The following is a 14,360-nucleotide window of genomic DNA, read 5'->3' as shown; positions in this document are numbered from 1 at the left end:
TTGTATCTTTTCCGTGACCAACCTGTCGATATATTTCAAACACCGCTATTCTTCAACTAGCGGCGCTGGATAATCACTATCTTTGTCGTTTTACTGTGATAGTTCATCAAGGAGTAATCGTGTCATTAACCATCGAGTCTCTTGGCCATCAGGTCTCTGACGGCCAGCGTCAGCGGCAATTACTGTCTGATCTAAACTTAACTGTGGGGCCAGGTGAATGTATTGGTTTGATGGGGGACAGTGGCAGCGGTAAAACTACCTTACTTAATCTTATTGCTGGGTTAGAGCCGATACAGCAAGGACAGATCACGCTTGCAGGGGTTGAACTGGCACAGGCGAGTGAACAGCAGCTGAGTGAACTGAGAAAGAAACAGTTAGGAATAATTTTTCAACAATATAATTTATTATCGAGTTTGTCGGTTCAGGATAATATTGCTTTTAGTGCCCGTCTGGCTGGGCGCTACGATACTGCTCTGTGTCATAACTTGGCTCGACAGTTAGAGATCCACTCTTTATTAAATCAATATCCTTCGACGCTTTCTGGTGGCGAATTACAACGTGTGGCGATTGCCAGAGCCATGAGTGCACAACCTAAATTATTACTTGCCGATGAGCCAACCGGTAATCTCGATGACGATAATAGTAGCCGTGTCGTGGCATTGTTAGTTAAATTAGCTAAATCCCACAATACCGCACTCGTACTCGTTACGCATAGCCATAACGTTGCGGCCAAAATGGATAAGATCTATCAATTAGCGGACGGTCAGCTAAGCTTAATCAACCACGTCTATAAATAGAGATAATCGAGTTGGGGCGGTAGAGACGATGACAGATAGTAATGCTATTAGTTTCATCCGCAGAGTAGATCGGCAAGAATTGTGGTTAGTATTACAAACCCAGATGGCAGAATATAATCATCATCGCTTATTACATTTGGGTTTCATTTTCAGCTTAGCCATCGCTACCAGCACCTTGCTCTGTATTCTGGTCTTAAATCATGCGAGCAAACAACAATATAACCAAGCCAACGCACAGTTAACCAGTCCTATCGGTTTTTATATTGTCGCTGAGCAAGGTGGTCGAGTAAGTAAGAGTGACTTTGCTCACTTGCGTAGACAAGGCTTCACCCACATTACGCCAGTATTAACATTTCGAAAGCACCTTGCGAATGGCGAACGTTTGAAGTTCCTTGCTATTGATATGCTAGGGCTGAGTATTTCTAATCCTGCCCAATTCAATCATCAAGCCGTTTTGTTCACTAAAGCGCATCTGGCGTCATTGGATGTTGATATCGATATCAACCCCAGCGTTAATCCGGTATTGATATTGGCTGACAAAACCGCCATTCCCATTCGTTTAACCACGAGCGAACAATGGGGTCGGGTTGCACTGCTTGATATTGCACTCGCTTGGCAGTTATTTCCCCAGCAGATTGATTTTAGCGCGTTAATGGTGGCGCCATTGACAGCACCACAGAAGCAGGCGTTAGAGGCTGCATTGCCCGCGCATTTATCCCTCAATGAACCTTGGTCATATCAAGAACGCAGTGGATTTGCCGATGCGCTGCACCTTAACTTAATGGCATTGGCTGTTTTAGGATTTATTGTCAGTATGTTTATTGCGTTTCAGGCGGGTGAGCAGGCTTGGCATAAACGTGCTGAATTAGCGATGCAGTTACGTTTGTTGGGGGTTGCACTACATACGATCAAAATAGCGATGTTGCTTGAAGCGTTATTTCTGGTGTTGGTTGCCAGTATTGTCGGGGTATTGATTGCCGTCGCGCTAGTGACCGTATTATTGCCCTTGCTGGGACTCACGTTTAGTCAGCTTTATTCACTGAATATGAGTGGTCACTTTGCTTGGCAATGGCAATACGCATTATGGGCGCTGCTTATTTCATCCGTTGCGGTATTACTGGCATTAGCAAAGCAATTTAAGCGGATCAGTACTGCGCATGTTACTTTTTCTACAAGCACGTTAACAGGGTATCTTCCTCGATTGGTCACGCTAGCGGGAGCGGTTATTCTATTGCTGTTATTTAGCGGGTGGCCGAGCCAAAGTTGGTATCAGATCATGGTTAAGTATGGCTTGTTATTGATCGCGAGTGTGGTGTTTTTACCCCATTTTTTACAAGGCATGTTATTTCTAAGTGGGCTGTGTGTGAAGTCTTTTGGATTTAATTCTTTCTGGGTTAACTATATTTTTCAAGATGCCAGTAATCAGATTGGACGGCGTTACTTACCCCTCGCGGCTTTTTATCTCGCGTTAACGACCAGTATTGCTGCTGCTTTAATGGTACACAGTTTTGAGGGGGCATTTGTGCGCTTTCTTGATCAACAGTTAAGTGCAGATTTGCTTATCCGTTATCATCATGGTCAAAAACAACAGGTGGAAGATTGGCTGCAAAATAACAATGATATTGATGAATATACTCTGCATCAGCATACTTGGGCAAGGGTAGAAAATGACGCCGTCAAAGTATCCAGCTATCAATCACCCCAACAGTTGTCATCGCTATTATTAAAGTCGTTATCGACTAAGATTAAGCAGGGGTGCTTTATCAATGAACAGCTCGCGCTTAAACGCCAATTGGCCGTTGAACAATTAATTCATTTTCGTCAGGGAGAGATGCAATATAGCTGTCATATTCAAGGTATTTATTATGAATATGGCTATCCGGGTTTTTCGCTGACGTTAGATAGCACACAAGCTAACCCGTTATTTACGGGCTGGGTTTATAGTGGTTTCGGTGTGTATTTTCGTTCCGGTACTGTTATCGATAAACAAGCTGTGAGCTTGGCGTTGGGATTGGCTGATGATCAAATATATGAGCCTTCACAAGTAAAGAAAATAGCGCTGAAGGTATTTGCACAGACCTTTGTATTAACGCAGTTGATCGCGGTTATATTATTGGTGATTGCTTGCTTTGGCCTGTTTTTATCGGCTAATGGTTTAGAGCTGGCACGTAAAGCCGATTTATACATTTTGTGCAGTCTGGGTTATAGCAAGACTGAGTTGTTTGTGCATATGCTGCTGCAATGGTGCTTACTTGCTGTGGGCTGCGTACTTTTAAGCTGGCCAATCGCCACGATATTAGCCCATGCATTGGTGAGTCAGGCATTACCAGCTTCTTTTGGTTGGTCAATGCCACTGATGTTCAATGTGGGGTCTTTTGCTGTCAGCAGCATATTCGGATTGTTATTCTTATTGCCAGCACTCGGTATTCCGCTGTTTAAATTGAATTTAAGGAGTCGCAGATGAAACCACGTAAAATGTTTAAATTGTTCGTGTTTGTAGTATTAGTCGTACTCTTATTATTGTCCTGTGGCGAACAAGTCAAAACACTACCAGAGCTGAATAAAAGTCCGCTTAAAGTCAGAGACGGTGAGGAGCTACAATATGCGCAAGCCTTACCTGAAAATAGGCTTCGTTTTCCTCAAGCACATTCGCCACATAAAGATTATCGCCATGAATGGTGGTACTTAACGGCTAATTTAAAGAGTGACTCGGGAATACGTTTTGCTACGCAATGGACATTATTCCGTACCGCGATTAATCAGGCGCAGTGGTACTTTGCTCATGGTGCGTTGGCGGATACTAAGGTGCACCTTGCTGCCTTTCGTCAGGGAAGGGAAGAGTTTGCTAATGTGGCTATTACTGAGCAACCTTTTTCTGCTGCAATTGATGATTGGTTATGGCAGTCATCGGCGGCATTATTACCTGCGCAGCTCAGTTATGGGTCTGCGCGTACTGATAATGAAGCGTGGCAGGTAAAATTATCGCTAGTGACTGCGAGTCCATTTTTTATGCAAGGTGAGCAGGGCTATAGTAAAAAGCATCAGCGTGAGGCGATCGCTAGCCATTATTATTCTCAACCCTTTATCGACGTAGAAGGTGAAATATTATGGCAAGGACAATGGCTAAATGTGACTGGTTCAGCTTGGTTTGACCGCGAGTGGGGATCGGCAATGCTCGCGCAAGATCAACAGGGTTGGGACTGGTTTTCTTTGCGTGTATCAACAGATAAAGCCTTGATGATTTACCGTATTCGCTCTTCTGAACAGGATTTTATCTATGGTAGTTTGATGCACAGTAATGGTGCTATTGATATTCTTGATGCGAATAATATCAAGTTGGTCAGTCATGCTAACGATACGCTAGATTATCCCTATGCATTTGACTTGCGAGTAGAAAAACAAAGTATTGGTTTAAATGTTGATTTACGCGTGGCTGTGATTAATCAGCAGCAGATCATGCGCTTTGGGATTGAATATTTTGAGGGCATGGTTAGCTTTAAAGGCTCTCATACCGGTGAAGGCTTTGTGGAAATGACCGGTTATGTAAACTAATTAACAATGAAGCCCATTGCGAAAATCAAGTCGCAATGGGCTAGTGGCACCGCTGGTAATTAGCTTTGTAATATCTGCAGTGGTAGGGAGAGTAATTCATCACCCATACCGGCAAAGTACCAAATCACACCAATAAGCGCGCCTGCTGTCGCCACATACCAGATAGCGGAAAACAGCTGCCCGTATCTGTCGAGGGGTAATAGATGGCTTTGATGACGGCCACGCCATTCAAATACGATCTCGACGCTACCAATTAACAGCATGAAGCCAAGCAGGGCCAAGCCTAAGCTATAGCTGATGAATATCCCGGCCACGGCCCCTGCGATACAAGCAACTAGGCCTACGACGCTGTTCATCGAAAAGCTAATGCTTTTGAGGATGTGGCCACCATCGAGCGGTAAAATCGGTAACAAGTTAAATAGATTCAGCAAGGCGTTAAAGCTGGCCAATCCAGCAAAGAATATTTCCCCTGTTAGCCAGTAGGCTACAAGAGACAGCAGCGACATGAGCAAGCCAAAGGTGGGGCCCATAATCGAGATCACCACATCTTGCCAACGGGTATTAATCTTATCATCGCCTAATGCTAACCCGCCCATAAACGGGATCAGGTAAATGCCTTTGGTCTTCATACCAAAGTATTTCATGGCTTTAACATGGCCGTATTCATGAAACACCAGACAAGCAATCAAGGCGAGGGCAAACTGCCATGAAAATAGCCAAGAGTAAGCCGCCAGACTGGCGCCGGCCAGCACTACTTTGATAACCTTGGCACTCTTCAATAACTTTAACGCCAGTGAACCTAAGCCAATTAAGCTAAATTTTGTTTTTGCGGCAACCGGATGTTGCGGGGTTTGCCGTTCAATATCTTTCGTGTCGCGCTGGCCTTCGTTAATGAGCTGTTCATTAACATACAAGGCATAGTCTATTTTAAAGGGTTGCCAGAGCAGTTCTGTGGTGAGTTTTATAACGATGCTGGCTGGTGGCTGCGCATTATCGCTGTGCTGGTTGAGTTCAAATTCATGGGTTTTACTGCCCTCATTGTCACTAGAGGCGTTAATCGCCGACACGAGTTTGTCGTCCCAAAATACTTGTTGCCAGCCCGCTAGCGAGCCTTCCAGCCGCAGCGGTTTGCCAAGGCAGTCAATGTTTAATAATTCCAAGTTAAGCCTTTATATCTATGCGGTCGTGATGCCGATTAATAGAGTTTAAGTTACTGTCGTGACAGCGTGTTTGCCGATGGCAGAGTATAGCAAAAAGTATAGCAAAGAGAAAAACGTGATGACAGTACCAGTTGAATGGATCTGCTCGACGTTATTTGTACATGAGGAATATTGTTCTCATCTGGTTGCTTGCCTTTTGGTCATGTCTTTTGCAATTGTTGCAGGCTTAGATTACAGGTCGTAAACTTATCTGATGAAAGGTCAAAGTAAGCATAAATGCGGCGTACCGCACGAGAATAATCATCAATAGTCGCTGGCCGTTTACCTTACAGCCATAAATTGGTAAGGTATTGTTCATAAAGAGTATTAAAGCGTTAAGCATCGCAAGGATAGATCTGAAGATGATGAGACAAATTTTACTGGTAGCAGCCTCACTGTTGTTGGCTGCAAACGCGAGCGCTACAATAAATGAAAAAGAATATGCTAAATGCGCTATTGTTGAAGGGGATCTGGTTAGACTTGAGTGCTTTGATAATTTGGCCGTAGCTAAAAAACTTAATGTTCGTCAAGTTAAACCAGCATCGTTCGTGGGCAAAGGAAAGTGGTATGTATCCGTAGATGATTCTAAGGGAGTCACATTAACTTTGAATGCTGATTCTGGAAAAAATCGATGGGGTAAACCGGTTTATCTGGCTGTAAGGTGTAAAAATAATACAACAGATCTCTATATTGGCTGGAACGACTATCTTGGTCGCGAAGCCTCGGTTCAGACCCAAGTCGGTACGCATAAAGCCATTACTCAAAGCTGGAGTATGTCTACTGACAAAAATACCACATATCATAACGAGCCAATTACTTTCATAAAAGAGATGCTTGATTCACCTAAATTAGTTACTCAAGTAACGTTGTACAATAAAAGCGCCGTTACAGCAGTTTTCAATACCTCTGGTTTAGCAAATATCATAAAGCCACTTAGAGAACGTTGTGGCTGGTAATTTTTAACAATAACAATAGGTGCAGCGCAGCCGACATCTATTCGGATATTGAACAAGTCCGAAGCAATACTTATAGCGATACAGCCATTGAGACGGAATTGATGCTCAAGGGTATATTTGGTTTGTCCATTAGATCATAAATTCTCATTATTTTCAGTTTCTTTAAAGACAATGGTAGCCTCAATAAAAAATTCATTCTCCATATAGCCCATTCACACTCTATATTGTCCATTCGTCGCAAAGCTCTGCATGCGATTCAAGGTTACTTTAACCTTTCATCATCAACCAATGAAAGGGACAACCTACATGAGCATCAAAACAGTATCTAAATTTGCAGCTCTCACATTATTGTTCAGCAGTCAGGCTATGATCGGAACTAATGCAATAGCTGCGCCAAGTGAAGCCGTTATCTCTCAATACAATCTTGCAGCTGAAGGTGACGAAGATAAAGTTGAAGTTGTGTATGAGCAACTCAATCAACAGATTAAATCTAAAGGTGTTGACGCTCTTAGTATGGTTTACCTTGGTAGCACACAAACCTTAATGGGCCGCGATGCCTTTATGCCTTGGAATAAAATGAAGTACACAGAACAAGGTTTAGTAATGATTTCCAAAGGATTATCTCTGTTGGGTACTGATTCGATTGATCATCAAGAATATCGTCAGGGTCTGCCTGAATCGATTTTAGCCAAAGCCATTGCAGCCTCCACATTTACCTCTCTGCCAGATATGTTTAATCACTTTGAGCGTGGTTACGATATTTATTTAGAACTTTTAGCGGATGAGTCATTTTCAACGCAAAGCTATGACGCAACCTCTTGGATTTACATCTACGCGATTAAAGCATCACTGCGAGCGGGCGATGTTAATCAAGCAAACCAGTGGTTATCTGAGATGCAAGCGGAAAACGCTCAACATCCCATGACGTTGCAAGCTGAAGCCTTAATCAACCGAGCTGGTTAGGAGGTTATTGTGCTGATATTCAAAAAAATAAGTAAACGTTACCAACTGGAACAGCAGAGCGTTCAAGCGTTAACAGAGGCGAGCGGTTCGATTACTAAAGGTGAAATGGTGGCTCTATGTGGGCCATCAGGTTCTGGCAAGAGCACCTTGCTCAATATATTGGGCATGTTGGATATGGACTACCAAGGTGAAATTACGTTAGCTGGTGTTCAGTACCCTAAAGACCGTACGGCTGCTGCCAAGATACGTCGTAGTCAATTAGGGTTTGTTTTCCAAAAGTTCAATCTGGTCCCGGTAATGACAGCCTGGGAAAATGTGGCTTACCCATTGATGCTAAATGGAAGCTCTGCTCATGAGCAGAAACAGTTAGCGATTGCCATGTTAGATAAAGTCGGATTAGCTGATTTTTCTCAGCATAGACCTGGAAATTTGTCTGGAGGTCAGCAGCAAAGAGTCGCCATTGCGCGTGCGTTGGTACACAAGCCAGAAATTGTCATTGCCGATGAGCCTACTGCAAGTTTAGATAGTCATACCGCGAGCATTATTATAGACATTATGAAGCGACTTGGTAAAGAAATTGGTACAACGTTTATTGTTGCCACGCATGATCCAAGAATGGCATCACACTGTGATCGAACCATTGAATTATTGGATGGCAGTGTTAATCAGGAGGCGATCAAATGGGTAAGTTAATTCCACACTCATTACGTATTGCGTATCTCAATTTGCAGCGTAATGGCCGCCGAAGCTTACTATCTGTGTTGATCGTTGCCGTTGCTGTCTTTGCCTTGACCAGTGCGGGTGGGTTTGGCCTTTATACCTATGACTCGTTAAAGGAATCGACCGCAAGAGATACCGGGCATTTAACGCTCAGCCAGCCTGGATTTTTTGAGCAAGATGAAGAAGTGCCACTCTCTAATGGACTCGCAGATACTGATAGCATCATAAAACAGTTACTCATTAACCAAAGTGTTCGTGGAGTACAGCCGCGCATTGAATTTACCGGACTTGTTTCTAATGGCACCAAATCAACCATTTTTGTTGGCTCTGGGGTTAACGATCGTGAGTTTGATATGAAAGGACCGTTCTTAGATATGCGTGAAGGTAAAACGCTCTCTAACATTCAATCACCACGTTACGATGCTACTGAACCTGAAGTAATGTTAGCTGTAGGTTTAGCTAAGAATCTAAAAGTAACGATAGGCGACTGGGTGACACTGCTTACAACGACGAGCGATGGCGCACTCAATGCGTTTGATTTTAAGGTGCGAGGTGTTTATTCCACGGGTGTACCTGAGCTTGATAAACGTCAGCTTTATCTGCACATTCAATCGGTTCAAGACCTTCTCGCTAGTGACAAAATTAGTACATTATCAGTTTTTTTGTATGGCTCAGAACAAACTGCTGAAACCAAGTTATGGGTTGAACAACAACTCAATAATATGACACTTACGCAAGCAGTTGAAGTAACACCATGGGAAGAGAGAGCGTTCTTTTACACTCGTGTTAAAGACTTATATGACCGAATATTCGGAATCATGGGGGCAGTCATGGCACTAATTATATTTGTTGCTCTGTTCAACACTATGACGATGTCAGTTACCGAGCGAACACGAGAAATTGGAACCTTATCAGCACTTGGAGCCTACCCGAAAGAAATTGTGTCAGGGTTTATTTATGAAGCGGGTTTATTGGCTCTAATAGGTTCAATCATTGGCGGCGTTATCACTCTGGTAACAAGCTTAGTTTTGATGATAGCTGATGTACAAATGCCGCCACCCCCAGGCCGAACTGATGGATACCCGCTTAATATTTATTTTTCAGTGGAACTACTGGCGTATTGCTCTGTTGGTGTCATGGTTATCTGCATCCTTGCTGCATGGATTTCAGCACGAAAAGGTGTAAACAAACCTATCACGGAGGCTCTGGTTTATGTTTAATGTTTTATTTAAGGCAACTTTCGTTTCGATTCAACTAGCTCTTATCATTACAGTGTCGAGCTTTACTGTCGCGGCTAAAGATAATGTCAAAGCAATGATCAAACAGGCGGATCTTTATCGCATGGAAGAAAATTCTGCCAAAATAGTATCGATTGTCTCGTTATTTGAATATCAACAGCTCAAAAAAACGCGTGAATACCATGTCTATACAAGACCAAATCGAGAGTCTTTGGTGGTCTTTAAGTCTCAGGTTGAAGCGGGACAAAAAATGCTAATGCTCGGTGATAACTATTGGCTACTTATGCCGAAAAGCCGTCGACCAATTCGTATTACTCCAATGCAAAAGCTATTAGGTGAAGCTTCTGTAGGCGATATATCAACGTTAACGTGGAGTGATGATTATCAAGGTGAACTTATGGATAAAGAGTCGGTTTCTGTTGAATTTGGTGAGATAATACATACAAATAGATTAGTATTAACCGCAATGACATCAGGAACCAGTTATCAAAAGATCGACTTGTGGCTTGATGAGAAAAATAATTTTCCAATCAAAGCGGATCTGTACTTACGCTCAGGAAAGCTGGCAAAACAAGCTTGGTTTGAAGCAGGAATAAGAAATGAGCAATTGCGCGTTGTTGCAATGACATTGCTCGACAAAATTCAACCTGCGAAAAAGACAGTGATTGAATATAAAGCTATTGAAGTTGTTGAACTTGATGACAGATATTACAATCCTGCTTATTTGACTCGTAATAAAACGGTAGATCTATAACTGTGCGGACAATGAATGCACAAGGACAAATTGTAGCGTTTGACATGGCCTATAAGTATTTGAGTAGATGGTTTTGCATAACAGCATTGATAATAAGTACAAACGCATTGAGTTCAAACCTAAACTTAGATTGGGATTGGGAGTTAAGCGCAAGCAAGACTGCCCATCGAGATACGACCTTAATCGGTAAAACCACACAGTCAAATACAGAGTCATTAAATGCATTGCTTGATATCAAAGCCAACTGGCAAGAGTTAACAGGGTCCTTTGCGCTGAAAGGGACGTCACTTTGGAATCGCGAAGATGAACGAACGTTCGATGCTGATGGTATTGTACAGGAACTATTTTGGCAAAGTAGTGTTGATTTTGGCGGATTACCTATCGACTTTATTCTCGGTAAGGTTCGATTAGATTGGGGGGTCGGTTATGGCTATCGACTTTTAGACCTCTTTAAGTCGTATCGACGCAATTCAATTGGTATTCAAGTTGAAGAAGGCGCAGGAACTGCGATGGCTTCATATTTTGATATGAATAGCGAGTGGAGCTTGATATATACCGATTCGTCTTGGGCGCAGCAGCAAGGCTCAGATCTTGAAGAGCAATCAGTGCAGCAAGGTTTGGGTCTTCGTCACTATGCTCTGCAGGGTGACAGTGAGTGGCAAGGCATAGTTTATTATGATGATGTCCGGCATGGTTTGCTCAGCGGCTCGTTCGTCACCGTTCTTAATCAAGCGTGGGAGCTCCATGTTTCAGCATTGTATCAACGTAAATACCTTGCTTACCAGCAAGGAACCTCACTAACTGCGGTGGGTTTAGAAACTAAGCAGCATGGATACCAGTCACTTATTGGTATTAACTGGGCCAGTAGCAGTGGCCATCACGTTATTATGGAATACTGGTTTGATAGTCGAAGTTGGAGTAATAATGAATGGCAGCAAGCATTTGAGCAAGGGGCGTCTTTATCCTCAGAGATTCAAACGCAGCCATTAGCCCTGTCTTATGCTCAAGGGCTTAATCACGCCAATCTTGTACAGCATAATCTAATGTTCCATTGGTCTTTGAACTCAAGTAGTTGGAGTCATTTAAAGTGGAGCCAAGATTGGTTGTGGCTCAATAATTTCGAGCCCTCGTTTGATGTAATGTTATCACCGCAAGACGGTGGTATTATTGCGACTCAATGGTTGCGTTATCAAATATATGATACAGGTTCTGCTTCATTCAGCTTTGAGCTAGCTACCCAGTTTTTAGGTGGCAATGGTGATTCGGTATATGCAAATTTACCTGATAAGCATATAATTTTGTTAAATCTTAAAGGGAAGTTCTGACCATGAAGTTATGTGATTCTAAGGATATTGGCGTTGAGAGTCGAGTCATAAACGTTATTTTTTTTACAGGTGTTTTTTGTTTTGTTATTGCAATTATGACGACTCAGATCTGGCCCACCACGCCCTTCATTAAACATTGTTTGATCAGTTTTGGTTATGGCTACGGTGCTGTATTTAGTGCATTAGCCATAGCTCACTTTTCCCCAAACCTTAATTTGCCGTGGGTTAGGGTATTTTCGTTTGTGTGTTCTATAATTCTCGGCACTAGCAATGCGGCTTTCTGGTTAGATCAATACAGTAATGTTAATAACTTTGCCAAACTAACACCGGTTATTTTTTTAGGTTTTGTATTTACTGCTATATGCTTTCTATATTTTTATATTTACGAACAAAAACTACTTGCGCAAACAGAACTCGAAACGGCAAAGCGTAAACAGGCAGAGCAAGAAAAAACATTGATTATGAGTCAGTTAAAGCAGCTTCAAAGTCAGATAGAACCACACTTTTTATTTAATACGTTAGCAAATATCAATGCGCTCATTGATCAGCACCCTCAAAACGCTCGGTTGATGCTTGAGAAACTTACTAATCTATTACGCAGTACGCTACAGGCGAACCGTCAGTCTAATACGTCCATTTCGGGTGAATTAGAATTGATCGATGCATACCTAAGTATCCAATATATTCGTTTAGGTGAGCGGTTAACATATAAGATAGATAATCAGTTAAATTATGACGTAAGTTTCCCTCCTTTATTACTGCAGCCATTAGTAGAAAATGCCATACAACATGGTATTGAACCTAAAGTCCAAGGAGGCTGTATAATAGTAGTTATTGCTGAAAAGCAGGGTATGGTAAGCATATCAGTTATTGACAGCGGTAATGGGCTTATGCTCGAATCATCAAGTGCTGGTCATGGCATTGGGCTTGAGAATGTTCGACAACGTTTGCTGGCATTATTTTCTAATAGGGGAAATCTCACGATTGTAGAAAATGCCCAAGGTGGAGTCACTGCTAAGCTTCATATTGCATTGACAGACTTAGAATCTTTAAAGGAATAGAAGGATGACGCACAGCAATTCAGTAACAGCTATTATTGTAGATGATGAACCTTTGTTGAGACATCACTTAAATCAGGCGTTAGCCGAAAGTTGGCCTCAATTAGATATTATTGCATTAGCTGAAAATGGTGATCAAGCTTTACTCCTTATCGAGCAGCATCAGCCTGACATTGTATTCTTGGACATTAAAATGCCGCAGCGTGATGGTATGAGTGTGGCTAAGTTATTAGTAAAAAATCACAGTCAAACAAGAGTTGTGTTTATTACCGCATATGATGAGTTTGCTGTGCAAGCCTTTGAAATAAATGCGGTTGACTACCTACTTAAGCCAGTTTCAGATAAAAGATTAGCTCAATGCGTTGAAAAGCTTCAAACACAGCTGTCCCAACAAAAATCAACAACTACGACAGATGTGTCATTACTGATTGATCAAATTCAGCAATTGACTAATCAAGCTAAGCCAAATTACTTAACCTGGATTAAAGCAACTAAAGGTGATGACATTCACCTTATCTCACTGTCGGAAGTGTTGTATTTTAAGGCTGAAGATAAGTACGTGTCTTTGTATAAGCAGGAAGCTATGCAGAGTGTAGAGTATCTGTTGCGTACTTCTCTTAAAGAATTACTAAGACAGCTTGATCCTAATATGTTTTGGCAGATTCATCGCTCAAGTGTCGTGAATGTTTCGGCGATTGAAAAGGTGAAAAAAGATTTCACTGGAAAGATGACCGTCCATATTGGAGATGCTCGGCTCCGAGTTAGCCGAGCTATGCAACCACAATTTACTAATTTGTGGTGATACCAAAAGTAGCCGTACAATACGAGTGTCAAATATTAGAGACTGTCTTTTTTTTCTTCGGTATTTTGTGGTAGGCTTTGGTGTAGTATGCACCTACGCAGGGATTGGACTTCCCAGACTTAATTAGACACTCGGTTACGCGACATTGCGATACTTAAACGGTTCATCTCCGAATCAAAGAAACTACAGCCATCAAGAATACACGATGAGTACTGACTAGTGACCGATAATTTCAGCTTGATTTATAAATATTTTAATATTTGAACGCTGTTTTAAGTGCAGCATTATCACCCCTGCGATCAGCAATACTATCCCGATAATAATGAAGCCCAAAGCTGTGAGTTGTAAGTAACTTAACAGCGCAATAACGACGTAACTCAAGCTTTGCGCTAGTGTAGAAAACAGTTTTAATCCACCTTCAACGCGTCCTCTTTCTTCCATCGCAATGACATGATGCATCTTATTGGTTCTCGCAATACGATTATATGAATTGAAAAAACCAAGGACAACAGTAAGTAATATAATCAAAGTAGGGGAAAGGTAAGATCCCATCAAAATAAGTAAGGTCGCCATAACTAGAATTGAAACTATCATTGCATTTTCATGCTCATAACGCCTTAAAAGGCGAGCAATCAGCAATCCACTTAGTAACGCACCTAGACCATAACTCATTTCCCATGCCGCAAACCAACTACCACTAATGCCTTGTTCAGCGAAATAAATAGGGACAAGTTTTACTAAAAAGGTCAATACTGGATAAGACAAGCAAGATAATGCCAAAAATGCATAGAAGTGTTTTTGTTTAGAAAATATGCTTTTGCTTGCTACAAGCTGTTTAAAGAATGCCTCTTTTAAGGATGGACGAAACTGGCGCTTGTAAGGGGTCGCTATATAACATAATCCAGACAGGAGTGAAGCGAATGTAGCCAAAAATGAAAACTCAAGCATTGACCAGTATTCAAGTAAAATAATCCCTAATGCGCCTGCACCAAGTGT

The 14,360-nt window shown here is 42.0% G+C and carries 13 protein-coding genes; 11 read left to right on the top strand and 2 right to left on the bottom strand.

The annotated features are described in order from the left end of the window. The first annotated feature begins 119 nt into the window (after positions 1-119). From AKG98_RS05415 to AKG98_RS05405, 3 genes are read left to right on the top strand one after another with little or no spacing between them, the layout of a single operon-like run. Positions 120-797 carry an ABC transporter ATP-binding protein gene (locus tag AKG98_RS05415; protein ID WP_067042539.1) on the top strand — a complete coding sequence of 226 codons (678 nt, stop codon included), beginning with the start codon at positions 120-122 and terminating at the stop codon, positions 795-797. A gap of 28 nt (positions 798-825) precedes the next feature. Beyond that, positions 826-3,261: an FtsX-like permease family protein gene (locus tag AKG98_RS05410; protein ID WP_067042536.1), complete on the top strand. Its 2,436-nt coding sequence runs from the start codon at positions 826-828 to the stop codon at positions 3,259-3,261. Next, entirely contained in the window at positions 3,258-4,349 is a 1,092-nt protein-coding gene (locus tag AKG98_RS05405) for a lipocalin-like domain-containing protein (RefSeq protein WP_067042533.1), read from the top strand. Before AKG98_RS05410 ends, AKG98_RS05405 begins: the two co-directional genes overlap by 4 nt. Before the next feature lie 59 nt (positions 4,350-4,408). On the opposite strand, the gene AKG98_RS05400 is transcribed toward AKG98_RS05405, so the two are convergent. Further along, the gene (locus AKG98_RS05400) at positions 4,409-5,509 is read right to left on the bottom strand and encodes a site-2 protease family protein (protein ID WP_067042530.1); all 1,101 of its coding nucleotides are present in this window, start codon (positions 5,507-5,509) and stop codon (positions 4,409-4,411) included. Between the two features lie 401 nt (positions 5,510-5,910). On the opposite strand from AKG98_RS05400, the gene AKG98_RS05395 reads away from it, so the two are divergent. The 8 genes from AKG98_RS05395 to AKG98_RS05360 all read left to right on the top strand — a co-directional run bounded on the left by AKG98_RS05395 (position 5,911) and on the right by AKG98_RS05360 (position 13,364). Next, complete coding sequence (locus AKG98_RS05395; RefSeq protein WP_198155435.1) at positions 5,911-6,504, top strand: type VI secretion system-associated protein TagO; 594 nt, start codon at positions 5,911-5,913, stop codon at positions 6,502-6,504. Between the two features lie 306 nt (positions 6,505-6,810). After that, positions 6,811-7,467 (top strand): hypothetical protein, encoded by a 657-nt coding sequence (locus AKG98_RS05390; RefSeq protein ID WP_067042527.1) that lies wholly within the window; start codon positions 6,811-6,813, stop codon positions 7,465-7,467. Positions 7,468-7,476: 9 nt separating this feature from the next. Next, on the top strand, positions 7,477-8,160 hold the full coding sequence (locus tag AKG98_RS05385; RefSeq protein WP_067042524.1) for an ABC transporter ATP-binding protein: 684 nt from the start codon (positions 7,477-7,479) through the stop codon (positions 8,158-8,160). After that, positions 8,148-9,407, top strand: a complete 1,260-nt coding sequence (locus AKG98_RS05380) for an ABC transporter permease (RefSeq protein WP_067042521.1) — start codon at positions 8,148-8,150, stop codon at positions 9,405-9,407. The genes AKG98_RS05385 and AKG98_RS05380 overlap by 13 nt, the downstream gene beginning before the upstream one ends. Beyond that, complete coding sequence (locus AKG98_RS05375) at positions 9,400-10,179, top strand: outer membrane lipoprotein-sorting protein (RefSeq protein WP_067042518.1); 780 nt, start codon at positions 9,400-9,402, stop codon at positions 10,177-10,179. Before AKG98_RS05380 ends, AKG98_RS05375 begins: the two co-directional genes overlap by 8 nt. Positions 10,180-10,286: 107 nt before the next feature. Further along, complete coding sequence (locus tag AKG98_RS05370) at positions 10,287-11,504, top strand: hypothetical protein (RefSeq protein WP_198155433.1); 1,218 nt, start codon at positions 10,287-10,289, stop codon at positions 11,502-11,504. 2 nt (positions 11,505-11,506) lie between these two features. Beyond that, entirely contained in the window at positions 11,507-12,565 is a 1,059-nt protein-coding gene (locus tag AKG98_RS05365; protein WP_067042516.1) for a sensor histidine kinase, read from the top strand. A gap of 4 nt (positions 12,566-12,569) precedes the next feature. Beyond that, the gene (locus AKG98_RS05360) at positions 12,570-13,364 is read left to right on the top strand and encodes a LytTR family DNA-binding domain-containing protein (protein WP_067042513.1); all 795 of its coding nucleotides are present in this window, start codon (positions 12,570-12,572) and stop codon (positions 13,362-13,364) included. A 216-nt stretch (positions 13,365-13,580) separates the two neighbouring features. Here the strand turns inward: AKG98_RS05360 and AKG98_RS05355 are convergent. Next, on the bottom strand, positions 13,581-14,360 hold a 780-nt coding region (locus AKG98_RS05355; protein WP_228140210.1), incomplete at its 5' end, for an MFS transporter.

This window comes from Moritella sp. JT01 (assembly GCF_001574435.1).
GTDB lineage: Bacteria > Pseudomonadota > Gammaproteobacteria > Enterobacterales > Moritellaceae > Moritella.
The sequence above is the reverse complement of the archived record's forward strand: the minus strand, read 5'-3'. Positions and strand labels throughout refer to the sequence as shown.